The following is a 23,801-nucleotide window of genomic DNA, read 5'->3' as shown; positions in this document are numbered from 1 at the left end:
GCCGACACGAAGCGCAGGAGCCTAGCGGGCGGCCCGCGGCGCCTGCCACGCGATTTCCGGCAGACCCGTGCGGTGATCCGGGAACGGAACGCGCGGTGCGAGAGTCTTCATCCGGGGGGCGCTTAAACGTACGAGGCGTACGGGAACGTACGCGGCGAAACAGGAGTCCGTGCACGACATGAGCGACGAGCCGCAGGCGCAGGCGCAACAGCCGAACGAGGGCGGGCCGGGAGGCGGGCCGGAGGGCGGCGAGGCCAAGCGGCCGAGGCGCACCGGCTGGCGCCGCGTCATCCCCACCTGGCGGATGGTCCTCGGCACCTTCGTGATCGGCCTGCTGCTGCTCGGCGGAGTGTTCTTCCTCGGCTACTCGCTGGTGAAGATCCCGCCGGCCAACGCCCTCGCGACCAAGCAGAGCAACGTCTTCCTCTACGCCGACGGCACCCAGCTCGCCCGCGACGGCGAGGTCAACCGGGAGAACGTCACCCTCGCGCAGATCTCCAAGGACGCCCAGCACGCGGTGCTCGCCGCCGAGGACCGCGACTTCTACTCGGAGTCCGCGGTCGACCCCAAGGCGATGGTCCGCGCCGCGTGGAACACCGCCACCGGCAAGGGCAAGCAGTCCGGCTCCACCATCACCCAGCAGTACGTGAAGAACTACTACCTCGCCCAGGAGCAGACGCTCACCCGCAAGGCGAAGGAGTTCTTCATCTCGATCAAGCTGGACCGCGAGACGTCCAAGGACGAGATCCTCCAGGGCTACCTCAACACCAGCTACTTCGGCCGCAACGCCTACGGCATCCAGGCCGCCGCCCAGGCCTACTACGGCGTCGACGCCACCGAACTCGACGCGGCCCAGGGCGCCTATCTCGCCGCGCTGCTGAACGCGCCCAGCGAGTACGACGTCGTCGCCCACCCGGAGAACCGGAAGTTCGCCGAGGCCCGCTGGAACTACGTCCTGGACGGCATGGTCAAGGAGGACTGGCTGAGCGAGTCCGAGCGGGCCGGGATGAAGTTCCCGATGCCGAAGGAGACCACCGTCTCCACCGGTCTGTCGGGACAGCGCGGTTACGTGGTCCGCATCGTCAAGGACTACCTGATCAAGAACGACATCGTCGACGAGGCGTCCCTCGACGCGGGCGGCTACCGCATCACCACCACCTTGGAGAAGCCCAAGCAGGACGCCTTCGTCAAGGCCGTCAACGACCAGCTGATGGACAAGCTGGACCCGAAGAACAACAAGGTCGACGCCTACGTCCGCGCGGGCGGCGCCGCCGTCGACCCGAAGACCGGCAAGGTCGTGGCGATGTACAACGGCATCGACTACGTGAAGCAGTACACGCCGAACGCCACCCGCCGCGACTTCCAGGTCGGCTCCACCTTCAAGCCGTTCGTGTTCACCTCCGCCGTCGAGAACGACTCCACCACCCAGGACGGCCGCCCCATCACCCCGAACACCCTCTACGACGGCACCAGCGAACGCCCCGTTCAGGGCTGGGACGGCGGCTACTACGCTCCCGAGAACGAGGACCACTACGACTACGGCGACATCACCGTCCGCGAGGCCACCGACAAGTCCGTGAACTCGGTGTACGCGCAGATGGCCGTCGACGTCGGCTCCGACAAGGTCAAGCAGACCGCGATCGACCTGGGCCTGCCCGCCGACACCCCCGAACTGCACACCGGCCCGTCCATCGCCCTGGGCACGGCCACGGCCAGCGTCCTCGACATGGCCGAGGCGTACGCCACCCTCGCCAACCACGGCGAGCACGGCACGTACACCATGATCGAGGAACTCACCAAGGACGGCGTCGAGATCCAGCTCCCCCAGCGCACGACCCGCCAGGCGATCAGCCGCGCCGCCGCCGACACCACCACCTCGATCCTCCAGAGTGTCGTCGAGAACGGCACCGCGCAGGCCGCCCTCGCCGCCGGCCGCCCGGCCGCCGGCAAGACCGGCACCGCCGAGGAGGACACCGCCGCCTGGTTCGCCGGTTACACGCCCGACCTGGCCACCGTCGTCGCCGTCATGGGCCAGGACCCGGTCACCGCCGCGCACAAGCCGCTCTACGGCGCGCTCGGCGAGCGCCGGATGAACGGCGGCGGCCCGCCCGCCGCGATCTGGGCCCAGTTCACGAAGGACGCTTTGGAGGGCACCCCGGCCACCGAGTTCAACCTGGAGCTCCAGAACGGCGCGGAGGACTGGGTGTACCCGGAGGTCCCGCCGACCACCGAGGCCCCCGAGACCGACGCTCCGGCCGACGCCGCCAGCCCCGGCGCGACCGGCGACACCGGCGACACCGGCGGCACCGGCGAGGGCCGCACCGAGGGCCAGACCCAGGGCGGCACCACCGGGGACGGCGGCACGACGGACGGCGGCACCACCGGCGAGACCACCACCGGCGGTACCCCCACCGACGGCGGCGGCACCGGCGACGGCGGCACGACCGGCGACGGCGGGACCACGGGCGACACGACCACCGGCGGCACCGACGGCGGGACCACCGGCGGCACCCCGGGCGGCACCGGCGGCCCGGCCGGAACGACGGCGGGCACCACACCGACCGGCCGCCGCGAGTGACCCCGCCGGGATGACCCCGCCGGGTGGGGCTCAGTGACCGGAGGTCGCCTTGAGCCCCACCACGGCGACCAGCAGCAGACAGACGAAGAAGATCCGGGCGGCGGTGGCCGGCTCCCCCAGCACCACCATGCCGAGCACCGCCGAACCGGCGGCGCCGATCCCGACCCAGACGCCGTAGGCGGTACCGATGGGCAGGGAACGGGCGGCCCAGGACAGCAGCAGCATGCTGGCGACGATGCCGGCACCGGTGAACAGGCTCGGGACGAGACGGGTGAAGCCGTCGGTGAACTTCATCCCGATCGACCAGCCGACCTCCAGCAGCCCGGCGACGATCAGCAGAACCCAGGCCATGAGGCACCTCCGAGAGACGTGTGTCGCTGAACGGGGTGCGTCGTCTTTGCCTTGACCCGGTACGGCGCGTCTCGTCGGGTGCCGTTCCAACGTAGCAAAGGCAGCGGAAAGGGCCGGTGACGATGGTCACCGGCCCTTCCCCACCGCGGGTCTACAGGTACAGGCCCGTCGAGTCCTCCGACCCCTCGAACCGGTCCGCGGCCACCGCGTGCAGATCGCGCTCCCGCATCAGCACATACGGCACACCGCGCACCTCGACCTCGGCGCGGTCCTCGGGGTCGTAAAGCACCCGGTCGCCCGGCTCCACGGTCCGTACGTTCTGCCCCACCGCGACGACCTCCGCCCAGGCCAGGCGACGGCCCACGGCCGCCGTGGCGGGGATCAGGATGCCGCCGCCCGAACGCCGCTCGCCCTCGCTGGTGTCCTGCCGTACGAGCACGCGGTCGTGCAGCATCCGGATGGGCAGCTTGTCGTGCGGGATGTTCTGGTCGTCTCTCTTGGCGCTCACGCTTTCGAACCTACCTGTCCGGCCTCAGCCCTTGCGCCGCCGGGTCCCGAGGACGAGCAGCCCCACAACCCCCGCGGCAAGGAGCGCGACGGGTACGACCCGCTCCAGTCGCGGTGCCCCCTCGTCATCGACGAGCGACGCCCTCACCTCACTCACCACACGATTGAGCTGCACATATGCCCGCCCGACCGTGTGATCGATATTGCTGACCACCTTCGCCTTGGCATCCCCGACGATGGTCTTCGGATGCACCCGCACCCCGATCTCGTCGAGCGTCTCGGCCAGCACTTCGCGGCGTCGCTTGATGTCCGCCTCGATCTGCGCCGGGGTTCTGGTGTCCGACGTGTCCGCCACCGTACGGCCTCCGAAGTCTGCGTTTGCCTGTTCCGGACAGTCTGTCAGCTCGGCGGCCCGCCGCACTGTCAGCACCCCCGGTTACGCTAGCCGGATGAGCGAGCGACTTCAGCCCGGGGACACCGCCCCCGCCTTCACCCTCCCCGACGCCGACGGCCGCGAGGTCTCCCTCTCGGACCACAAGGGCCGCAAGGTCATCGTCTACTTCTACCCGGCCGCCCTCACCCCCGGCTGCACCAAGCAGGCCTGCGACTTCACCGACAACCTGGAGCTGCTGGCCGGCGCGGGCTACGACGTGATCGGCATCTCGCCCGACAAGCCCGAGAAGCTCGCCAAGTTCCGCGAGAAGGAGTCCCTCGGCGTCACCCTCCTGGCCGACCCCGACAAGCAGGTCCTGGAGTCATACGGCGCCTACGGCGAGAAGAAGCTCTACGGCAAGACGGTCGTCGGCGTCATCCGCTCCACGGTCGTCGTCGACGAGGACGGCAAGGTCGAACGCGCCCTCTACAACGTCAAGGCCACCGGCCACGTCGCCAAGATCATCAAGGATCTGGGGATCTGACCCACCCCCCTTCCCCCGATGGCCGGGCGTGACCACTTCCACCGCGGCTCGTCGATCCGTACGAGACGGGAACGCCTGACCGATCCGGGGTGGGCAGGGGCGCCAGGTACACCCGCGAGCTGCTGGAGAGGCAGCCCGCGAGACACGGCACATCGACGACGCGGTCCGGTGGTGCGGAGGACGCGATTTTTCGGCAGCAGCCGACGGGCACGCCCCGGACGAGGACGGAGGTCCTGCGCCGTGCGCTCGACGACCTGAGCGAGCCCCGCGTCCGCGCCAAGTGCGGCCTGGGGGACACCTGGCAGGGCAAGCGGCTCGTGCTCGAGATCCACGTCAACGGCGACCGATGGGACAACCGGCGGGAGAACCTGCGGTACCTGTGTCCTTCCTGTCACAGTCAGACGAGGACCCACTCCCGACCGGGTCGCGTGCGAGCCGCTCGCGACCAGTAGAGTAACGGCGTTGGGCCCGTACCCCAGCTGGCTAGAGGGCGCCGGTTTAGGTCCGGTGTGTCGTGGGTTCGAGTCCCACCGGGCCCACCCAACGCCCCCCTTTCACCCGGCTCAGACCTCGAGCAGTTCCCGCACCACCGGAACCAGCGCCCGGAACGCCTTGCCGCGGTGGCTGATGGCGTTCTTCTCCTCCGGGGTCAGTTCCGCGCAGGTGCGGGTCTCGCCCTCGGGCTGGAGGATCGGGTCGTAGCCGAAGCCGCCGGTGCCGGCGGGCTCGTGGCGCAGGACGCCCCGCAGGCGGCCTTCGACGACGCGCTCCGTGCCGTCCGGCAACGCCAGGGCCGCCGCGCAGGCGAAGTGGGCGCCGCGGTGTTCGTCGGCGATGTCGGAGAGCTGGGCGAGCAGCAGGTCCAGGTTGGCCTTGTCGTCGCCGTGGCGGCCGGCCCAGCGGGCGGAGAGGATGCCGGGGGCGCCGCCCAGGACGTCCACGCAGAGGCCGGAGTCGTCGGCGACCGCGGGGAGGCCCGTGGCCTGGGCGAGGGCGTGGGCCTTGAGCAGGGCGTTCTCGGCGAAGGTGACGCCTGTTTCCTTGACGTCGGGGACGTCGGGGTAGGCGTCGGCGCCGACGAGTTCGTGGGGCAGGCCTGCGTCGGCGAGGATCGCCCTCAGCTCGGTGATCTTTCCGGCGTTGCGGGTGGCGAGGATCAAGCGGGTCATGCCGTTCAGTATCCCTGCCGGTGTCCGGGCCGCCCGCGGGGCGTTACGAGGTGCAGACCTTGGTCAGTTCGCCGGCCGCGTCGGTGACGCCGGTGATGTCGGGGGTCTGGTCGCCGTTCTCGATGGCGGTGGTGACCTCGGTGAGGGCGCGGCGCAGATCCTCGGTGGCCTTGTCGAGGTCGGCGTCGCCGGTCTCGCTGTCGATCTTGTCGAGGCTCTTCCCGATGGAGTCGATGGCCTCCTGGGTCTGCGTCGGGTCGTTGGCGGCGCTGTCGACGGCCTGCTGGAGGTCGGTCACGGCGTCGGCGACGGCGTCGGCGGTCTCGACGCAGTCGAGGGCCTTGCTGACGGCGTCGCAGCCGGTGGTGAGGCCGAGGGTGAGCCCGACGGCGGCCACGGTGGCGGCGATGGCGGTACGGCTTCGGCGGCGGCTCATGGCCATGCTTCTGATTCCCTCCCTGACGCAGGCCCACGGGCCCCCGGACTGGCCGGGCGCACGGTGTTGAATCCGTGCGCCCGTACTTCTCAAGACGCGGTGATGCCCGGCGCGGTTGCCCGTGCCGAGCATCGGATTTTGTGCGCCCTTTACTTTCCGGCGACCGTTTCGAGCGCCGCCCGCTGGGCCGCGGCCAGGTCGGTGCAGCCGGCGACCGCGAGGTCGAGCAGGGCGTTCAGCTCGTCGCGGGCGAAGGGCTCGGCCTCCGCGGTGCCCTGGACCTCGACGAAGCGGCCGTCGCCGGTGCAGACGACGTTCATGTCGGTCTCGGCGCGCACGTCCTCCTCGTAGCAGAGGTCGAGCAGCGGGACGCCGGCGACGATGCCCACGGAAACGGCGGCGACGGTGCCGGTCAGCGGCTGCCGGGCGGGCTTGATCAGCTTCTTGCCCTGGGCCCAGGAGACGGCGTCGGCGAGGGCGACGTACGCGCCGGTGATGGCGGCGGTGCGGGTTCCGCCGTCGGCCTGGAGGACGTCGCAGTCGAGGACGATGGTGTTCTCGCCGAGCGCCTTGTAGTCGATGACGGCGCGCAGGGAACGGCCGATGAGGCGGGAGATCTCGTGCGTACGGCCGCCGATCTTGCCCTTGACGGACTCCCGGTCACCTCGGGTGTTGGTGGCGCGGGGCAGCATGGAGTACTCGGCGGTGACCCAGCCTTCGCCGCTGCCCTTGCGCCAGCGCGGGACACCCTCGGTGAAGGAGGCGGTGCAGAGGACCTTGGTGTCGCCGAAGGAGACGAGGACGGAGCCCTCGGCGTGCTTGCTCCAGCCGCGTTCGATGGTGACCGGGCGGAGTTGTTCGGGGGTGCGGCCGTCGATTCGAGACATGGGGTGAGCCTAGCCGTATATGGAAGGGGCCCTTCCCGGGCGGGCGGCGCGGGAAGGGCCCCTTTCGGCGGTGGGCCGTGGCTCACCGGAAGGCCTCACATCAGGTCTTCGATCTCCGCCGCGATCGGGTCGGCGTCGGTGCCGATGACGACCTGGATGGCGGTGCCCATCTTGACCACGCCGTGGGCACCGGCGCCCTTGAGGGCCGCGTCGTCGACCAGCGAGGCGTCACCGACCTCGACCCGCAGGCGGGTGATGCAGCCCTCGATCTCTTCGATGTTGTCGATGCCGCCGAGCCCGGCAACGATCTTCTCAGCCTTGCTGGCCATGTTCTTTCTCCCTGATCCGGCAGGATGTGTGCCGTGTGTGCTGCTTTGTCGAAGTAACCCACAGTCGGCCCACCTTCGCGAGCATATCGACCGTGCGAACCGCAGGATGACGTCACGGCAACACAATCGTCCATGACTGGTCTACACCACCTGACAGACGGTCGCCAAACCGCTCGGAAGGACCCCCATGACTGCCGACGCCGTCAGTCCCGCACGCGCTCGCTGGAACTCCCTGTTCCAGGGCCTGCAGAAGATGGGGCGCAGCCTCCAGCTCCCGATCGCCGTGCTGCCGGCCGCGGGCATCCTCAACCGGCTGGGGCAGCCGGACGTGTTCGGCGACGAGGGGCTGGGCTGGACCGATGTGGCCAAGGTGATGAACGGCGCGGGCGGCGCCCTGCTGGACAGCGCGCTCGGGCTGCCGCTGCTGTTCTGCGTCGGTGTGGCCATCGGCATGGCGAAGAAGGCGGACGGTTCGACGGCGCTCGCCGCCGTGGCGGGCTTCCTCGTCTACTACAACGTGCTGCGGCAGTTCCCCGAGGACTGCCCGGCCCGGACGAACCCGGTGCCCAACATCGGCTGCCAGGGAACGGTCGACGGGACGGTGACGGCGTTCACCTACCAGAACCCGGGGGTGTTCGGCGGCATCGTGATGGGGCTGCTGGCGGCGTTCTTCTGGCAGCGCTACCACCGCACCAGGCTGGTCGACTGGCTCGGCTTCTTCAACGGCCGCCGGCTGGTACCGATCATCATGGCGTTCGTGGCGATCGCGTTCGCCGCGCTGTGCCTGTGGGTGTGGCCGCCGATCGGTGACGCGCTGGAGGGCTTCAGCGACTGGATGAGCGACCTGGGCGCCTGGGGCGCGGGCGTCTTCGGCGTCGCCAACCGCGCGCTGCTGGTGATCGGGCTGCACCAGTTCCTGAACGTGCCCATCTGGTTCCAGTTCGGCACGTACACCAAGCCCGACGGCCAGCAGGTGCACGGTGACATCAACATGTTCCTGGCGGGCGACCCGGACGCCGGTCAGTTCACCTCGGGCTTCTTCCCGATCATGATGTTCGCGCTGCCGGCCGCGGCGCTTGCGATCGCGCACTGCGCGAGGCCGAACCGCCGCAAGGAGGTCAGCGGCATGATGCTGTCGGTGGCGCTCACGTCCTTCGTCACCGGCATCACCGAGCCCATCGAGTACTCGTTCCTGTTCATCGCGCCGGCGCTGTACGTGATCCACGCGGTGCTGACGGGGGTGTCGATGGCGGTGACCTGGGGGCTGGGCGTCAAGGACGGCTTCAGCTTCTCGGCCGGGCTGATCGACTACATCATCAACTGGAATCTCGCGACGAAACCCTGGCTGATCATTCCGATCGGGCTGGTATTCGCCGCCGTCTATTACGCGATCTTCCGTTTCGCGATCACGAAATTCGATCTGAAGACACCGGGGCGGGAGCCGGAAGAAGAGGTCGAGGACGCCGCGAAGGTCTGACTCGGCGTAGCGGCTCCGTAGCAGGAATCGCGGGTTCCTTATCCGTCCTTCATCGTGCTACAACAGGTCTACACCACTGGTGGTGTAGACCTGTTTGGACGCCGCCGTCCCCTTTCCTTTGTCCCCGGGCGGCGCCATGCCCTCTGGAGGAAGTTGTGTCCACGGCCAGCGCCGCTCCCGCGGCCGAGAAGAAGAAGGGCTCCGGCGTGATGGCTGTTCTGCAGCGCATCGGCCGCAGCCTGATGCTGCCGGTGGCCGTGCTGCCCGCCGCCGCCCTGCTGGTGCGCCTCGGCAACACCGACATGCTGGGCCGCGAGTCCTTCCCGGCGTTCGTGACGAAGATCGCCAGCTTCATGACGGCCGGCGGCAACGCCATCCTCGACAACATGGCGCTGCTGTTCGCGGTGGGCATCGCGATCGGCTTCGCGAAGAAGTCGGACGGCTCCACGGCCCTGTCGGCGGTCGTCGGCTACCTGGTCTTCAAGAACGTGCTGGGCACCTTCACCGACGGCAGCCTGCCGAAGAAGGAAGCCATCGTCGACGGCAAGATCGTCATGGTCGAGCAGGCGGTGGACGCCAAGGTGCTCGGCGGTGTCGTGATGGGCCTCGTCGTCGCCCTGCTCTACCAGCGCTTCTACCGCACCAAGCTGCCCGACTGGGCGGGCTTCTTCGGCGGCCGCCGCCTGGTCCCGATCCTGTCGGCCTTCGCCGGTCTGTTCATCGGCATCGTCTTCGGCTACATCTGGCCGGTCCTCGGCACGGGTCTGCACAACTTCGGTGAGTGGCTGGTCGGCTCCGGCGCCGTCGGCGCGGGCATCTTCGGTGTCGCCAACCGCGCCCTGATCCCGGTCGGCATGCACCACCTGCTGAACTCCTTCCCGTGGCTCCAGGCCGGCGAGTACGAGGGCAAGAGCGGCGACATCGCCCGCTTCCTGGCCGGCGACCCGACCGCGGGCCAGTTCATGACCGGCTTCTTCCCGATCATGATGTTCGCCCTGCCGGCCGCGTGCCTCGCGATCGTGCACTGCGCCCGCCCCGAGCGCCGCAAGGTCGTCGGCGGCATGATGTTCTCCCTCGCGCTGACCTCGTTCGTCACCGGTGTCACCGAGCCGATCGAGTTCACCTTCATGTTCATCGCCCCGGTCCTGTACGGCATCCACGCCCTCCTCACCGGTGTGTCGATGGCGCTGACCTGGGCGCTCGGCATGAAGGACGGCTTCGGCTTCTCGGCCGGCGCGATCGACTTCCTGCTGAACCTGGGCATCGCGACCAATCCGTGGGGCCTGGCCCTGGTCGGCCTCTGCTTCGCGGCGGTCTACTACGTGGTCTTCCGCTTCGCGATCACCAAGTTCAACCTCCCGACGCCGGGCCGCGAGTCCGACGAGGAGCTGGCGGAGATCCAGAAGGCGGAGGCCAAGTAACACCCCGGCCACACGCGCGAAGGCCCCCGGAGCTGTCCCGCTCCGGGGGCCTTTCCGTACGTGGGTGCTAGATCTCGTACGACCTCCTGGGCACCGCCAGCTCCACCGGGCCCTCGTACACCGCCCGCGCGTCGGTCAGGTTGACCTGGGGGTCGGTCCACGGGGGGATGTGGGTGAGGACCAGGCGGCGGGCGCCCGCCCGGGTCGCCGTCTCCCCCGCCTCGCGGCCGTTGAGGTGCAGGTCCGGGATGCTCTCCTTGCCGTGCGTGAAGGCGGCCTCGCACAGGAACAGGTCCGCGTCGCGGGCGAGTTCGTCCAGGGCCGGGGTCACGCCGGTGTCTCCGGAGTAGGTCAGGGTGCGGCCGCCGTGCTCCACGCGGATGCCGTACGCCTCCACGGGATGGGCCACGCGCTCGGTGTGCACGGTGAACGGGCCGATCTCGAAGGTGGACGGCTTGACCGTGTGGAAGTCGAACACCTCGCTCATCGAGGAGGCGGACGGGGTGTCGGCGTAGGCCGTCGTCAGCCGGTGCTCGGTGCCTTCGGGGCCGTAGACGGGGATCGGATCACAGCGTCCGCCGTCGTGCCGGTAGTAGCGCGCCACGAAGTAGGCGCACATGTCGATGCAGTGGTCGGCGTGCAGATGGCTGAGGAAGATCGCGTCGAGGTCGTAGAGACCGCAGTGGCGCTGCAGCTCGCCCAGGGCGCCATTGCCCATGTCGAGGAGCAGCCGGAAGCCGTCGGCCTCGACGAGGTAGCTCGAGCAGGCCGATTCCGCGGACGGGAACGACCCCGAGCAGCCGACGACGGTGAGCTTCATGAAGCAGAAACCTCCGCTGGCGGGTGGTGAGTAACGGGGGTCGTGCGGTCCGTCGAGCGTAAGGCGCAAAACGTCCGGTCGCTCCTCCGGCAGTCGCCGTTGTGGGCGAACTCACCTGCGTTGTCACCGGTTCGGCTGGAGGCGGAGCGCATACGGCGCATGCGCAGGCGCGCGGGGGTGACGATGCGCCGGTAACGTCGTCGGTATGGACACGTCCTGGTGGCCGGCGCTCGCGGTGGTGGTGCTGCTCGCGCTCGTCGCCGCGCTCGCCGTCGCGTGGGGCGGGCACCGTCCGGGGGGCGGCCCCCGGCCGCCGGGCCGTACGGACACCGTCCGGCCGCGGCCGGCGGAGATCTGGTGGGCGGACGGGCCCTGCCTGGTGCTGTCGGTGCACCGGCGCCGGATCACGGTCGTGAAGATCACCAGCCGGTACCGCGACGAACGCGCCGGGGTGATTCCGCTTCCGCCGGGGTCCGTCGGGGACACGCGGGGCCGGGCGAGCTTTCTGGAGACGGACGAGCCGTGCGAGGTCCCTGTCGGGGACTTTCGCCGGAGGGTGGGGGTGGTGGACCCGGTCTTGTGGGACCAGGTCCGTCACCTGACGGGCTAGCTGCGCCGGGGTGCCGCTTCAGTGCCGGGTGCGGGTGCGCCGCGGCTGGGCGCGCAAGTCCCCGCGCCCCTGACTCGTCATGCCCAGAGCTGGCCCTGCAAGGTCTCGATGGCCTCTTCCGTCGTCGCGGCCGTGTAGACGCCCGTCGACAGGTACTTCCAGCCGCCGTCGGCCACGACGAAGACGATGTCCGCGCTCTCGCCGGCCTTCAGTGCCTTCTTGCCGACACCGATCGCGGCGTGCAGGGCGGCCCCGGTGGAGACCCCCGCGAAGATGCCCTCCTGCTGGAGGAGTTCCCGGGTACGGGTGACCGCGTCGGCGGAGCCGACCGAGAAGCGGGTGGTCAGGACGGAGGCGTCGTACAGCTCGGGGACGAAGCCCTCGTCGAGGTTGCGCAGGCCGTACACGAGGTCGTCGTAGCGCGGCTCGGCGGCGACGATCTTGACGTCCGGCTTGTGCTCGCGCAGGTAGCGGCCGACGCCCATCAGCGTGCCGGTGGTGCCCAGGCCCGCGACGAAGTGGGTGATGGAGGGGAGGTCGGCGAGGATCTCGGGCCCTGTCGTCGCGTAGTGCGCGCCCGCGTTGTCCGGGTTGCCGTACTGGTAGAGCATCACCCAGTCGGGGTGCTCGGCGGCGAGTTCCTTGGCGACGCGGACGGCGGTGTTGGAGCCGCCCGCGGCGGGCGAGGAGATGATCTCGGCGCCCCACATGCCGAGCAGGTCCCGGCGTTCCTGGGAGGTGTTCTCGGGCATCACGCACACCATGCGGTAGCCCTTGAGCTTGGCCGCCATGGCGAGGGAGATGCCGGTGTTGCCGGAGGTGGGCTCCAGGATGGTGCAGCCCGGGGTCAGCCGGCCGTCCTTCTCCGCCTGCTCGATCATGTGCAGGGCGGGGCGGTCCTTGACCGAGCCGGTGGGGTTGCGGTCCTCCAGCTTGGCCCAGACGCGGACGTCGGCGGACGGCGAGAGCCGCGGCAGGCGCACCAGGGGGGTGTTGCCGACCGCGGCCAGCGGGGAGTCGTAGCGCATCGCCGGTCAGGCCATACCGCCGGCCACGGCCGGCAGGATCGTGACGTTGTCGCCGTCGGCCAGCTTGGTGTTGATGCCGTCGAGGAAGCGGACGTCCTCGTCGTTCAGGTAGACGTTGACGAACCGGCGGAGCTGGTCGCCGTCCACGATCCGGGCCTGGATGCCCGCATGCCGGGTTTCGAGGTCGGCGAACAGGTCGGCGAGGGTGTCACCGTTGCCCTCCACCGCCTTCTGGCCGTCGGTGTACTGGCGGAGGATGGTGGGGATGCGGACCTCGATGGCCATGGCAAGGGGCTCCTGTCGGAAAAAGGGGTCTCGGTCGGTGGGCGCGCGATGAGGTTTCCCCCGGGCACTCGGCTCCGGGGGAGCGCCGCGGCACACGGCCGTACGGCGGCAGCGCGGTGTCAACAGATGGCGCTGTTCAGCCTGCACAGATCGACGTGCAGCCGCGCCACGAGCAACGTGCCCGGCGCCTTGTCACTCACGTCGAGGAGAACCATGGGCTCATCGTATCGATTCCCGGTCCGGTTTCTGGAATGTGATCTCAGATGGTGGATGAATTCTGACCGAAGTGCGGTCAGTAGGCCTCCACGACCTTCACTTCCTCCTCTGTGACCTGGCCTTCCACGATTCGGTACGAACGGAACTGGAATTCCCCCATCCCGTCGGTGTCGGCGGTGGAGACCAGGACGTAGTGGGCGCCGGGCTCGTTGGCGTAGGAGATGTCGGTGCGCGACGGGTAGGCCTCGGTGGCGGTGTGGGAGTGGTAGACGATCACCGGCTCCTCGTCGCGGTCGTCCATCTCGCGGTAGAGCTTGAGCAGGTCGCCGGAGTCGAACTCGTAGAAGGTGGGCGACATGGCCGCGTTCAGCATGGGGATGAAGCGCTCGGGGCGGTCCGTGCCCGCCGGGCCCGCGACGACGCCGCACGCCTCGTCGGGGTGGTCCTTGCGGGCGTGCGCGACGATCTGGTCGTAGAGGGCCTGGGTGATGGTCAGCATGTTCGTCAGGATAAGCAGAAGGGCCGCCCCGTACCGAGGGTTGGTACGGGACGGCCCATATGCCGGACGCCCTGAGCGGCAGCCGTAGGGAGTGCCACGAGTACTCCCTGCGGCTGGGCGTCCTCGGGAGGGTCAGCCGCGCTTCTTGAAGGCCGCCGCCTCCGGGTTGCGGCTCTTCAGCACGAGGTAGGTGACACCGAGGATCAGGGCCCACAGCGGCGCGCAGTACAGCGAGATGCGGGCGTCCTTGTCCATGCCCATCAGCACGATCACCATGCCGATGAAGGCCAGGGCGAACCAGCTGGTGAACGGGGCGCCGGGGGCGCGGAACTCCGAGCGGGGCAGCTCGCCGCGGTCGGCCTTGGCCCGGTAGCGGATCTGGCTGACCAGGATCATGATCCAGGCCCACATGCCGGAGATGGTGGCGAAGGAGACGACGTAGTCGAACGCCTTGCCGGGCCACTGGTAGTTGATCCACACGCCGACCATCATCAGCGCGGCGGAGAACGTGGTGCCGATCAGCGGGAGGCCGTTGGAGGTCAGCCTGGTGAAGAGCTTCGGGCCCTGGTTGTTCAGCGCCAGGTCGCGCAGCATGCGGCCGGTGGAGTACATGCCGGAGTTGCAGGACGACAGGGCGGCGGTGAGCACGACGAAGTTGACGATGCCCGCGCCCGCGGCCAGGCCCATCTTCTCGAAGGCGGCCACGAAGGGGCTCACGCCGGGCTGGAAGTGGGTCCACGGCACGACCGACAGGATCATGATCAGCGCGCCGACGTAGAAGACGGCGATGCGCCACGGCACGGTGTTGATCGCCTTGGGCAGCACGGTCTTCGGGTCCTTGGACTCGCCCGCGGTCACACCGACCAGCTCGACGGCGAGGAAGGCGAACATGACCATCTGGAGGGTCATCAGAGAGTCGCCGACACCGTTCGGGAAGAAGCCGCCGTGGCTCCACAGGTGGGTCACGGAGGCGGTGTCGCCGGCGTCCGAGAAGCCGATCGTGAGGATGCCGGCGCAGATCAGGATCATGCCGATGATCGCGGTGACCTTGACCATGGAGAACCAGAACTCCAGCTCTCCGAAGAGCTTCACGGAGATCAGGTTCGCGCCGTACAGGATGATCGTGAAGACCAGGGCGGACACCCATTGCGGGATGTCCCACCAGTACGTCATGTAGGCGGCCGCGGCGGTGACCTCGGTGATGCCGGTGACGACCCAGAACAGCCAGTACGTCCAGCCCGTCACGAAGCCCATGAAGGGGCCGATGAACTCGCGCGCGTACTCCGAGAAGGAGCCGGAGACGGGGCGGTACATCAGCAGCTCGCCGAGCGCGCGCATGATGAAGAAGATGACGAGGCCCGCGATGGCGTACGCCAGGATGAGGCTGGGTCCGGCCTTGGAGATGCCCTTGCCCGCGCCGAGGAAGAGACCGGTGCCGATGGCTCCGCCGATGGCGATCATCTGGATCTGCCGGCTGCCGAGGCCCCGCTCGTACCCCTCTTCGGAGGTGTTCTCCTTGTCGACCTGCACAGAGGTCATGTCTTTGGTGCGCCTTTCTCCATACCGACCCGGGCCTCTCGTCGGCCTCGGATCGGGTCACGATCCCCCCGGATTGATGGAGCTGAGCGTTTCCGCTCCTGCCTGGCCGACGGTTGTCGGCTCGGTGGCGCACCCGGCGGGACATGGGTGGTGTTCGCCGGGCGGTCGTGAAGATTTATCACGGCCGCAACAGTGATCATCGGTGCGGCGTGTGGCGCACATCGCAAAGAGAAGCGGACAGAGAGCACTCAAGCGGTGCATTCGGCGCGCCGGTGGTAACAGGATCGTTATCCGGATTTGAGCGTCCGCTGAGCGAACACTCTCCGGGGCGTATCAGGGCAGCAGTGTGGAGACGAGCGTCTCCTGGAGCCCGCCCAGCCACAGATACGCCATCACCATCGGCTTGCGCGGGTCCTCGTCCGGCAGCCGGTAGAGCAGATCGGTGTCGTCCTCGTCGGTGATCTCCAGCCGGGAGCCGATGGCGAGCCGCAGATCGTTGAGGGCGCCCAGCCACTGCCGGGACTGGTCGGGCGACAGCTCCAGCACCGCCCCGCCGTCAGCGGCGGACGACAGCGCGTCCAGGGAGCGGATCACCGCCAGGGCGTTCTCCCGCTTGCCGGCCCTGAGGTCGTTCTCGGTGTAGCGGCGGAACTCGGCGGAGTGCGCCTTCTGCTCCTCGGCCTCCGCCGGGCCGGGGGTGCCCTCCGGGTCGCGGTAGGCGTCCGGGAAGAGGCGCCGCAGCACCGGGTCGGAGGGCGGCTCGGTCGGGCCCTCGGCGAACAGCTCGGCGAACGGGTCGCCGGACGCGTCCTCGGCGGGGCCGGGCCCGATGAGTTCCAGCAGCTGGACGGCCAGCGAGCGGATGATGGAGATCTCGACGTCGTCGAGGGCGACGGCGGCGCCGCCGCCGGGGAGCGGTTCGAAGGTTCCTGGCATGGAGGGATTCGCTGCTTCCGACCGGCTACTTGCGGTCCTGCTGGAGGGTGGCCCACAGACCGTAGCCGTGCATGGCCTGCACGTCGCGTTCCATCTCCTCGCGGGAACCGCTGGAGACGACCGCCCGGCCCTTGTGGTGGACGTCGAGCATGAGCTTGGTGGCCTTGTCCTTGGAGTAGCCGAAGTACGTCTGGAAGACATACGTCACATAGCTCATGAGGTTGACCGGGTCGTTGTGGACGATCGTGACCCAGGGGACGTCCGGCTCGGGAACGACGGAGACCTCTTCCGCCGATTCGGTGCGTTCGATCTCGAGGGGAGCGGCTGACGTCACATGACCATGCTGCCACGCGCACCAGAAATCGTCACACTGACGAAATAGGAGTAGCATCGGTTGCCATGAACACAGCGGACCTTGGGCTGCCGGTGGATGTTCCCTCGACGGCGCTCTTCACGGACCAGTACGAGCTGACGATGCTTCAGGCCGCCCTGCGGGCGGGTACCGCCGAGCGGCGGAGCGTGTTCGAGGTCTTCACCCGGCGGCTGCCCGACGGGCGCCGGTACGGCGTGGTCGCGGGCACCGGACGGGTGCTGGACGCCGTCGAGAACTTCCGCTTCGACGAGGGCGTCCTCGGCTTTCTGCGTGAGCGCGGCATCGTCGGCGAGGAGACCCTGGACTGGCTCGCCGGGTACCGGTTCAGCGGCGACATCTGGGGCTATCCCGAGGGCGAGGTGTACTTCCCGGGCTCGCCGATCCTGCGGGTCGAGGGAAGCTTCGCCGAGTGCGTGCTGCTGGAGACGGTGATCCTCTCGATCCTCAACCACGACTCGGCCATCGCCGCGGCGGCCTCCCGGATGTCCTCGGCCGCCGGGGACCGCCCGCTGATCGAGATGGGCGCCCGGCGCACCCACGAGCTGTCCGCGGTCGCCGCCGCCCGCGCCGCCTACGTCGGCGGCTTCGCCTCCACCTCGGACCTCGCGGCCGGCTTCCGCTACGGCATCCCCACCGTCGGCACCTCCGCGCACGCCTTCACCCTGCTGCACGACCGCGAGCGGGACGCCTTCCGGGCCCAGGTGGACTCCATGGGCCGCGGCACGACCCTGCTGGTGGACACCTACGACGTCACCGAGGCGGTCCGCACGGCGGTGGAGGTGGCCGGGCCCGAGCTGGGCGCGGTGCGGATCGACTCCGGCGACCTGCTGCTGGTCGCGCACCGGGTGCGGCAGCAGCTGGACGAGCTGGGTGCGACGAAGACGAAGATCATCGTTACCTCGGACCTCGACGAGTACGCCATCGCCTCGCTGGCGGCGGCCCCGGTGGACGCGTACGGCGTCGGCACCCAGCTGGTCACCGGGTCCGGCTACCCGACGGCCTCCATGGTCTACAAGCTGGTCGCCCGCGCCGAGTCCGCCGACCCGGCGGCGCCGCTGGTGCCGGTGGCGAAGAAGTCCAGCGGCGGCAAGATGTCCGTCGGCGGCCGCAAGTGGGCCGCCCGGCGGCTGGACCAGGAGGGCGTCGCCGAAGCCGAGGTGATCGGCACCGGGCCGGTCCCGCGGGAGCTGGCCGACCGGCAGCTGCTGGTGCAGCTGGTCAAGGGCGGTCACGTGGTCGCACGGGAGCCGCTGGACGCGCCGCGCCGGCGCCATGCCGCCGCACGTGCCGGTCTGCCGCTGTCCGCTACCCAGCTCTCCCGTGGGGAACCCGTCATTCCGACGGAATACCTGCACGGCGAGGCGGGCAGCTGACTCCAGGCTGCTCCGTACGCCCCCGATGCCCCCTCCCGCACCGCAACCGAAGTCTCTAGGCTCGGAAGTTCACCTGCGGACCTCCGAGACCCATAGCCGAAGGACACCGACCATGCGCCGCGCCTTGATCGTCGTAGACGTGCAGAACGACTTCTGCGAGGGGGGCAGCCTCCCGGTGGCCGGAGGTGCCGATGTGGCCGCCGCGATCACCGAGCTGATCGGGCAGGCCCCCGCCGGATACCGGCACGTGGTGGCCACCCGTGATCACCACATCGCGCCCGGCGGCCACTTCGCGGACGAACCCGACTTCGTCCACTCCTGGCCGGCGCACTGCGTGGCGGGCACGGAGGGTGTCGGCTTCCACCCGAACTTCGCGCCCGCCGTCGCCTCCGGGGCGATCGACGCCGTGTTCGACAAGGGGGCGTACTCGGCGGCCTACAGCGGGTTCGAGGGGACCGACGAGAACGGCGTCTCGCTCGCCGAGTGGCTGCGGGCCCGCAAGATCGACGAGGTCGACGTGGTCGGCATCGCCACCGACCACTGTGTGCGGGCCACCGCCGTGGACGCCGCGCGCGAGGGCTTCCGTACGCAGGTCCTGCTCGACCTCACCGCCGGGGTGAACCAGGAGAGCGTCGAGCGGGCGCTGGAGGAGATGCGGGAGGCGGGCGTGGAACTGAGCGGCAAGCCGGTCGTCTCCGGCACCCCCGGCTAGGTCGGCTGGGCCGGTGCCGTCGTGCGGCGCAGCAGGGTCCGGATGGGGTGCCACAGCTCCATGATCGCGACACCGTTGTCGGGGGCGGTCCGCCATATCAGGCCGTCGGGATGGTGCAGCACGGCGGTGATCTCGTCCGGGGTCGGCGGGGCCGCGTTGCCCCGCAGGTAGACCGCGCGCAGTCCCAGGTTGCGCAGCCTGGTCAGGGCGCGCGTCCGGTTCTGGGCGTGGACGAGCACCCGGACACTGCCGGGGCTCCGGTCGGCGGGGCTGGGCAGGTTCAGTGCCACCACCACTGTGCCGTTCGGCAGCTTGCAGAAACCTCCTGCGGCCATGCGGTCACATCCCCGTGTCAGCCGGTGTCAATAAGAAAACCATAGGACGCATCTGAACACGATCGGCGGCAACCCGCCAAGGGGTTACCGCCGATACGCTTCTGACCTGGGGAAATGCCGACTACTTCACCGCGGGGCCGACCTCGACGGAGATCGTGGAGCCGTTCCAGGCCTCCTTGACGATCTTGATCTTGGTGTTGGTGTCAGTGATCTTGACGCCGGCGGTCGGGGTGGCCGCGTCGTAGTAGGTGTTCGTGTGGTCGTTGAAGACCGGCACGCCCCTCGACGACGGGACGCGGGTCGCGACGTCCGCCTTGTGCAGCGTGATGCCGTCCGTGCGGTACAGGCTGAACGGCGAGTCGTAGGCCTGGACGCGGTTGCGCATCAGCGTGCCGTCGGCGAACCTCAGCGGCGCCGGGTGCGAGTCCACCGGGAGCAGCAGACCGGCGCCCGGGTGGTCGCTGGTGTTGTTGTCCTTCTGCGAGGTGTCCCACTTCCAGATCAACAGGCCGTTCTGGTACGGGTAGTGCTCCACCCAGTCCGGACGGCTCGCGAACCCGAAGTTGTACGGGCCGACCTTGAGGGTCTTGTCGTACGACACGTACTGCCGGTTCTCGGCGATGTAGAACTGGTCGTACTCCTCGGTGAAGGTCGCCCCGATGCGGGAGAAGCCCTTCTTCGTCCAGCCGGCGTCGTCGCCCTCGGCGTTGTCCGTGAACAGCGCGGTGCCGTCGGCGGTGACGGTGATGGCGTCGGCCGTGAAGCCCTTCAGCGCCACGCCGCCGTCGCTCTGGTAGCGGAAGCGCAGGTCGAACTTCTTGCCGGCGTAGGCGTCCAGGGAGTACGCCAGCTTCTGGTAGCCGTCGACGGTGCCGGTCAGGGCCGGCTTGCCGCTGCCGTCCCGCGGGATCGGCTGACCGCCCACCGTGCCGTCCAGGGCGGTCCAGGTGGCGCCGCCGTCGGTGGACACCTCGGTGTAGAGGTAGTCGTAGTCCTTCTCGATCTCGTACCAGCCGTCGAGGGTCAGCGCCGCCGACTTCCTGCCGGTCAGGTCGACCGAGCGGGTCAGGGTGTTGCGCAGGTCGTCGCCGCTGCCGCTCCACCACTGCCTGGCGCCCTCGGCCGGGGCGACGATCTCGGTGGTGACCTGCTTCCTCGGCAGGGTGACCACGAGCGCCTGGGCGTTCTTGGTGTTGTACTCGGCGACGCCCAGCTTGTGCTTCGACCTGGTGGCGGCCTTGGCCGTGTCGTAGTCGAGCCAGCCCAGCTGGAGCTTGTCCCAGGCGGTCATGTCACCGGGCAGGTCACCGATGGTGCCCTGGCCCCGGCCGAGCCAGGAGCCGGACGACATCAGGGTCCAGAACCCGGTGGAGTTCTCGCCGCCCTGGGTGTCGTAGTGGTCCGGCAGGCCGAGGTCGTGGCCGTACTCGTGGGCGAAGACGCCGAGTCCGCCGTTCTCCGGCTGGATGGTGTAGTCGCCGACCCAGATGCCGGTGGAGCCGATCTGGGTGCCGCCGAGCTTGTTGAAGTCGGGGCCGGTGGCGCCGTGGTCGGTGCCGAACGCGTACCAGCGGTGGGCCCAGATCGCGTCCTCGCCCTGCGCACCGCCGCCCGCCGACTCGTCCTCGCCGGCGTGCACGATCTGGAAGTGGTCGATGTAGCCGTCGCGCTCGTTGAAGTCGCCGTCGGCGTCGAAGTCGTAGCGGTCCCACTGGTCGTACTCGGCGAGCTTGGCCTTGATCTCGGCGTCGGTCTTGCCGGCGGCCTTCTGCTGCTCGGCCCAGGCGGTGACGCCGTCCTGCACCGCGTACCAGGCGCAGTTGTCGGGCTCGCACTTGTTGGAGCCGTAACGGGCCTCGTTGTAGGGGACCTTGACCCAGTCGGAGACCTCGCCCTCGATGGAGTAGCGGCCCGAGGACTGCTTCTCGTAGTAGGTCTTCATCGAGTCGGCGCCGTCGCCGAAGTAGAGGTTCTGGTAGTGCTCGCGGTCGTAGTCCGCCTGCCAGGCGGTGCTGTTGTCCTTGGTGCGGTCCGGCGCGGCGATCTGGTTGTGCAGCGGGCCGGGGGTGCCGCCGTAGCGGGGGTCGGTCCTGTCGCCGAACTCGACCAGGATGGTGAAGATCTTGTCGGTCTTCTCCCGGCCCAGCTCGACGTACTTGCCGGCGCCCTTGCGGCTGGACAGCTCGACGACCTGGGAGCCGTCGCGCTTCTGTATCTCGGCCTCGCCCGATATGACCTGCTTCAGGGCCTCTTCGCGCTGGGCCTCCTGGGTCTTGGTGAACGGACCTTCGAGGTCGTGCTCCTCATGGGCCTTGACGGACGCCGGGTCCTGTCGGTCGATGGCGGCGGGCTTCTCGGGATCGGCCGGGCCGGCCTGGGCCACGGTCGAGAAGCCGGCGGTGGCCGCCGCGAGCGCGACCGCGGTCGCGGCCGCTCGGAACGTCCAGGGTCTGCTGGTCACTTGAGATCCTCCCCCGCGTCCGGGCGCGCGGAAGGAAGGGGTCCTGGTCTGGGATGCCCGCGCGCACGTGATCAACGCGTGTAGTCAAGTGACGACATTGGACTAGAGGTTGAGCGGAAAAGACAGGTCTTGACTTGAGCAGGACAAGTGCACTATGCGGTGTTCCGCTTTCGCTCAGCGAACATTCGTCGAGCGTTCAACGGGCGCGTCCCCCTGTCCGCTTGGCGGAGGGCATGACTCGATGCGCCCCCCGTGCTCCGGCACTGTTGGTCATCTCACGCTTACTCTTCGCTCCGCTCGGGCATGCAGGCGAATAGATTGACGAACACTGCCGCACACATATGCCTGTCCGCACCTCCCCCACGGCGAGAGGCACGGGGGAGACCCCCACTCTTCCCGAGGACACAATTGCCATGCCTCGTCCGACCGCCGCACAGCTCGCCTACGGTTCCTGCACCGTGATCCTCTCGACACTCGCCCTGCTGCTGCTGTCGCAGACGAGTTCGCCCGCCGGGATCGCCCTCGTCGCCGTCGCCGCGTTGGCCCTCGGGCTGCTGGTGGCCCTGCGGGTTCCCGTGCGCACGGCCCCGCGGCCCGCGCCGGCCTCTCCCGCGGCACGGCCCGCCGCACAGCAACGAGTGGCGGCGGGCTCGGTCACCGACAACTGACGGCACCCCACCCGGTCAGCCGGTGGCGACCACCACCGTCTTGGCCGCCTTGTCGTGCAGGCCCTGCTTGTAGGGCTTGTCGAAGAAGCTCCAGCCGCCCGAGATCGCCGTCCACACGCAGGCGCAGCAGAAGGCGAACGGCAGCCAGAGGACCGCGGCGCGCATCAGTGCGGTCTGCACGGAGGGCGTGGCGCCGTTGTCCAGATTGGCGACGCGCAGATTGAGCCATTTCTTGCCGAGCGTCTGACCCGACTTGGCCGTCAGGGCGGTGTCGTACGCGATGTAGAGCACGGCGGCGATGGCGGCCTGCCCGAAGGACTTCCCCGTGTCGATGTCCTCACCGGTCACCTGGTACTCGCCGACCCGGAAGATCCAGCTCAGCAGGACGACCACGGCACCCACCATGATCATGTCGATGATCCGGGCCAGCGTGCGCTTGCCGCTGTCCGCGAGCGGGGGCATCCCGGCGAGCGGGTCCTCGGGATAACCGCCGCCGTAGCCGCCCCCGTAGGGGCCGCCACCCTCGTGGGGGCCGCCTCCGTGCGGCGGTGGCGGCGGGCCGCCGTACGGAGTGCCACCCCCCTGTGGGGTGTCGTACGGCGAGCCGGAGCCCGCGCCGGGCGGGGGCTGCTTCCTGAAACGATCGTCTTCCGGGGGCTCTCCGCCGGAGCCGGGGGGCGGTTCGGTACTCATGGCCCGAGTGGATCGCGAAGGCCCCGGCGGCGCATCCGGCGGGCGGCTGTCCGGGGTACGGGCGGGGTACGCCGGAGTGCCGCGGACGCTCGATCGGCGTACGGCCGGACGCTCAGGCGGCCACGAACGTCCGCGCGGCCTTGTCGTGCCAGCACTGGCGCCACGGCTTGTCCCACAGGCACCACAGCACGCCGACGACTCCCACGAACAGCAGCCCGGACACGCTGTACACCAGCCAGCGGCGCAGCGCGGCGCCGAACGACGGCGGCTCGTGGGCCTCGATGTCCCGCACCTCCAGGCCGAGCAGCTTCTTGCCCAGCGTGCGGCCCCACTTGGCGGTCGGCAGGGCCTCGTAGAGCGCGCCGAAGACCAGCAGGACGGCCAGGATGATGCCGAGATACGTCGACGTCGTGCCGTCCAGCAGCCACACGGTGACCGTCTGGCCGGAGAGCTTGGCCTGGTCGACCTTGTCCTGGATGTGGTCCAGCGCCTTGCCGCCGAGGGGCACGGCGGCGACCGCGGTGACACCCGCGACGACCAGCGTGTCGATCAGCCGGGCCGCCAGCCGCCTGCCGAGCCCCGCGGGCCGGGCCGACGCCTGCCGCCGGGCGGCCGCCTGGAACACGTCTTCGACCGGCGGCTTCCACGGGGCGACCGGCTGCTCGTCGGCGGCGCTCGCCGAGGCTCCGGCGAGCTGGTGCACCTGCTGTGCCCAGGACGACTGACCGCCGCCTGGACCCGTCGTCACCGGGGCGGCGGCGACGGCCTGCTGGGGCACCTGAGGCGTGTGCTGGGGGACACCGGCGGCGGGCTGCTGCGGGCCCGCAGGGGCCGAGGCGGCCTGGGCGGAAGGGGTCTGGGCGGAAGGGGTCTGGGCCGCAGGCGCCGAGGGGGTGGAGGCCGCCGGGACCGACGGCGCGCCCTGGGCGGCGCTCGCCGGGGCCGCGCCGGAAGCCGCCGTACCGGAAGCCGCCGTACCGGAACCGGCCTTACCGGAAGCCGCCGCGCGCGGGCCGACCGCGCGGAAGGTCATGGTGCCCTCGTCCCGGCCGGCGCCCGCACGAGCGGCGGCACCGGAGGCGGCGGGCCCGAAGGCCGGGCCGGAGGCGGCGGAACCGGAGGCCGGGCCGAAGCCCGCCCCGGCCGACGCGGCGGCACCGGCGCCCTGGCCCGGCCCGCCG

General features: G+C 69.7%; 27 protein-coding genes, 1 tRNA gene and 1 riboswitch. Of the genes, 9 read left to right on the top strand and 19 right to left on the bottom strand.

Translation table 11 applies throughout. The features are described 5' to 3' along the window. Nucleotides 1–178: 178 nt before the first annotated feature. Nucleotides 179–2,578, top strand: coding sequence for a transglycosylase domain-containing protein (locus VE614_RS32935; RefSeq protein ID WP_324945817.1), 2,400 nt, complete (start codon nt 179–181; stop codon nt 2,576–2,578). A 30-nt stretch (nt 2,579–2,608) separates the two neighbouring features. Here VE614_RS32935 and VE614_RS32930 read toward each other — a convergent pair whose 3' ends face one another. The 3 genes from VE614_RS32930 to VE614_RS32920 all read right to left on the bottom strand — a co-directional run bounded on the left by VE614_RS32930 (nt 2,609) and on the right by VE614_RS32920 (nt 3,791). After that, entirely contained in the window at nt 2,609–2,929 is a 321-nt protein-coding gene (locus VE614_RS32930; RefSeq protein ID WP_324945815.1) for a DMT family transporter, read from the bottom strand. Between the two features lie 34 nt (nt 2,930–2,963). Next, nucleotides 2,964–3,026: riboswitch (guanidine-III (ykkC-III) riboswitch) on the bottom strand. A gap of 54 nt (nt 3,027–3,080) precedes the next feature. Then, nucleotides 3,081–3,383 carry a GroES family chaperonin gene (locus VE614_RS32925; RefSeq protein WP_373296984.1) on the bottom strand — a complete coding sequence of 101 codons (303 nt, stop codon included), beginning with the start codon at nt 3,381–3,383 and terminating at the stop codon, nt 3,081–3,083. Nucleotides 3,384–3,461: 78 nt separating this feature from the next. Next, on the bottom strand, nt 3,462–3,791 hold the full coding sequence (locus VE614_RS32920) for a DUF3618 domain-containing protein (protein WP_324945859.1): 330 nt from the start codon (nt 3,789–3,791) through the stop codon (nt 3,462–3,464). A 94-nt stretch (nt 3,792–3,885) separates the two neighbouring features. On the opposite strand from VE614_RS32920, the gene bcp reads away from it, so the two are divergent. Beyond that, nucleotides 3,886–4,353: a thioredoxin-dependent thiol peroxidase gene (bcp, locus tag VE614_RS32915; RefSeq protein WP_324945810.1), complete on the top strand. Its 468-nt coding sequence runs from the start codon at nt 3,886–3,888 to the stop codon at nt 4,351–4,353. A 464-nt stretch (nt 4,354–4,817) separates the two neighbouring features. Continuing rightward, nucleotides 4,818–4,892 (top strand) — tRNA-Leu (locus VE614_RS32905). Nucleotides 4,893–4,916: 24 nt separating this feature from the next. On the opposite strand, the gene rdgB is transcribed toward VE614_RS32905, so the two are convergent. From rdgB to VE614_RS32885, 4 genes are all read right to left on the bottom strand, one after another. After that, nucleotides 4,917–5,522, bottom strand: coding sequence for an RdgB/HAM1 family non-canonical purine NTP pyrophosphatase (rdgB, locus tag VE614_RS32900; protein WP_324945807.1), 606 nt, complete (start codon nt 5,520–5,522; stop codon nt 4,917–4,919). 43 nt (nt 5,523–5,565) lie between these two features. Continuing rightward, nucleotides 5,566–5,964: a hypothetical protein gene (locus tag VE614_RS32895; protein ID WP_324945804.1), complete on the bottom strand. Its 399-nt coding sequence runs from the start codon at nt 5,962–5,964 to the stop codon at nt 5,566–5,568. 143 nt (nt 5,965–6,107) lie between these two features. Beyond that, nucleotides 6,108–6,845, bottom strand: coding sequence for a ribonuclease PH (gene rph, locus VE614_RS32890; protein ID WP_324945801.1), 738 nt, complete (start codon nt 6,843–6,845; stop codon nt 6,108–6,110). 95 nt (nt 6,846–6,940) lie between these two features. Continuing rightward, nucleotides 6,941–7,174, bottom strand: a complete 234-nt coding sequence (locus tag VE614_RS32885) for a PTS glucose/sucrose transporter subunit IIB (RefSeq protein WP_324945798.1) — start codon at nt 7,172–7,174, stop codon at nt 6,941–6,943. 187 nt (nt 7,175–7,361) lie between these two features. Between VE614_RS32885 and VE614_RS32880 the strand changes: the two genes are divergently transcribed. Both VE614_RS32880 and VE614_RS32875 read left to right on the top strand, forming a co-directional pair. Continuing rightward, the gene (locus VE614_RS32880; protein ID WP_324945795.1) at nt 7,362–8,651 is read left to right on the top strand and encodes a PTS transporter subunit EIIC; all 1,290 of its coding nucleotides are present in this window, start codon (nt 7,362–7,364) and stop codon (nt 8,649–8,651) included. Between the two features lie 155 nt (nt 8,652–8,806). Next, complete coding sequence (locus VE614_RS32875) at nt 8,807–10,072, top strand: PTS transporter subunit EIIC (protein WP_324945793.1); 1,266 nt, start codon at nt 8,807–8,809, stop codon at nt 10,070–10,072. Between the two features lie 67 nt (nt 10,073–10,139). Here VE614_RS32875 and VE614_RS32870 read toward each other — a convergent pair whose 3' ends face one another. Beyond that, nucleotides 10,140–10,892: an MBL fold metallo-hydrolase gene (locus VE614_RS32870; RefSeq protein ID WP_324945789.1), complete on the bottom strand. Its 753-nt coding sequence runs from the start codon at nt 10,890–10,892 to the stop codon at nt 10,140–10,142. A gap of 205 nt (nt 10,893–11,097) precedes the next feature. On the opposite strand from VE614_RS32870, the gene VE614_RS32865 reads away from it, so the two are divergent. Continuing rightward, entirely contained in the window at nt 11,098–11,502 is a 405-nt protein-coding gene (locus VE614_RS32865; RefSeq protein WP_324945786.1) for a type II toxin-antitoxin system PemK/MazF family toxin, read from the top strand. 77 nt (nt 11,503–11,579) lie between these two features. Here the strand turns inward: VE614_RS32865 and VE614_RS32860 are convergent, their stop codons facing one another. From VE614_RS32860 to clpS, 7 genes are all read right to left on the bottom strand, one after another. Beyond that, nucleotides 11,580–12,530, bottom strand: a complete 951-nt coding sequence (locus tag VE614_RS32860; protein WP_324945783.1) for a cysteine synthase — start codon at nt 12,528–12,530, stop codon at nt 11,580–11,582. Nucleotides 12,531–12,536: 6 nt separating this feature from the next. After that, the gene (locus VE614_RS32855) at nt 12,537–12,815 is read right to left on the bottom strand and encodes a MoaD/ThiS family protein (protein WP_324945780.1); all 279 of its coding nucleotides are present in this window, start codon (nt 12,813–12,815) and stop codon (nt 12,537–12,539) included. Between the two features lie 119 nt (nt 12,816–12,934). Continuing rightward, entirely contained in the window at nt 12,935–13,030 is a 96-nt protein-coding gene (locus VE614_RS32850; RefSeq protein ID WP_019065921.1) for a putative leader peptide, read from the bottom strand. 77 nt (nt 13,031–13,107) lie between these two features. Further along, complete coding sequence (locus VE614_RS32845; protein ID WP_324945777.1) at nt 13,108–13,530, bottom strand: M67 family metallopeptidase; 423 nt, start codon at nt 13,528–13,530, stop codon at nt 13,108–13,110. 132 nt (nt 13,531–13,662) lie between these two features. After that, the gene (locus tag VE614_RS32840; protein WP_324945773.1) at nt 13,663–15,069 is read right to left on the bottom strand and encodes an amino acid permease; all 1,407 of its coding nucleotides are present in this window, start codon (nt 15,067–15,069) and stop codon (nt 13,663–13,665) included. Nucleotides 15,070–15,402: 333 nt separating this feature from the next. Continuing rightward, nucleotides 15,403–16,005: a DUF2017 domain-containing protein gene (locus VE614_RS32835; RefSeq protein ID WP_324945770.1), complete on the bottom strand. Its 603-nt coding sequence runs from the start codon at nt 16,003–16,005 to the stop codon at nt 15,403–15,405. 25 nt (nt 16,006–16,030) lie between these two features. Beyond that, a complete protein-coding gene (gene clpS, locus VE614_RS32830) occupies nt 16,031–16,396 on the bottom strand; it encodes an ATP-dependent Clp protease adapter ClpS (protein WP_086168064.1) in 366 nt (121 codons plus the stop codon). Between the two features lie 8 nt (nt 16,397–16,404). Here clpS and VE614_RS32825 point away from each other — a divergent pair, with 8 nt between their 5' ends. After that, nucleotides 16,405–17,751, top strand: a complete 1,347-nt coding sequence (locus tag VE614_RS32825) for a nicotinate phosphoribosyltransferase (protein ID WP_324945765.1) — start codon at nt 16,405–16,407, stop codon at nt 17,749–17,751. Between the two features lie 112 nt (nt 17,752–17,863). Then, complete coding sequence (locus tag VE614_RS32820; protein ID WP_324945762.1) at nt 17,864–18,463, top strand: nicotinamidase; 600 nt, start codon at nt 17,864–17,866, stop codon at nt 18,461–18,463. Here VE614_RS32820 and VE614_RS32815 read toward each other — a convergent pair. Next, complete coding sequence (locus VE614_RS32815) at nt 18,460–18,798, bottom strand: hypothetical protein (protein WP_324945759.1); 339 nt, start codon at nt 18,796–18,798, stop codon at nt 18,460–18,462. The genes VE614_RS32820 and VE614_RS32815 overlap by 4 nt on opposite strands. Nucleotides 18,799–18,919: 121 nt before the next feature. Next, nucleotides 18,920–21,259 carry an immune inhibitor A domain-containing protein gene (locus VE614_RS32810; protein ID WP_324945756.1) on the bottom strand — a complete coding sequence of 780 codons (2,340 nt, stop codon included), beginning with the start codon at nt 21,257–21,259 and terminating at the stop codon, nt 18,920–18,922. 413 nt (nt 21,260–21,672) lie between these two features. On the opposite strand from VE614_RS32810, the gene VE614_RS32805 reads away from it, so the two are divergent. Beyond that, complete coding sequence (locus tag VE614_RS32805; protein ID WP_324945753.1) at nt 21,673–21,927, top strand: hypothetical protein; 255 nt, start codon at nt 21,673–21,675, stop codon at nt 21,925–21,927. 15 nt (nt 21,928–21,942) lie between these two features. Here the strand turns inward: VE614_RS32805 and VE614_RS32800 are convergent, their stop codons facing one another. Both VE614_RS32800 and VE614_RS32795 read right to left on the bottom strand, forming a co-directional pair. Continuing rightward, the gene (locus tag VE614_RS32800) at nt 21,943–22,620 is read right to left on the bottom strand and encodes an RDD family protein (RefSeq protein WP_324945749.1); all 678 of its coding nucleotides are present in this window, start codon (nt 22,618–22,620) and stop codon (nt 21,943–21,945) included. A 112-nt stretch (nt 22,621–22,732) separates the two neighbouring features. Further along, nucleotides 22,733–23,801: RDD family protein (locus VE614_RS32795; protein WP_324945746.1), on the bottom strand; the 1,069-nt coding region annotated here is incomplete at its 5' end.

It is taken from the genome of Streptomyces sp., from assembly GCF_035645055.1.
Lineage (GTDB): Bacteria > Actinomycetota > Actinomycetes > Streptomycetales > Streptomycetaceae > Streptomyces.
This window is presented reverse-complemented; position numbering and strand designations above follow the sequence as displayed.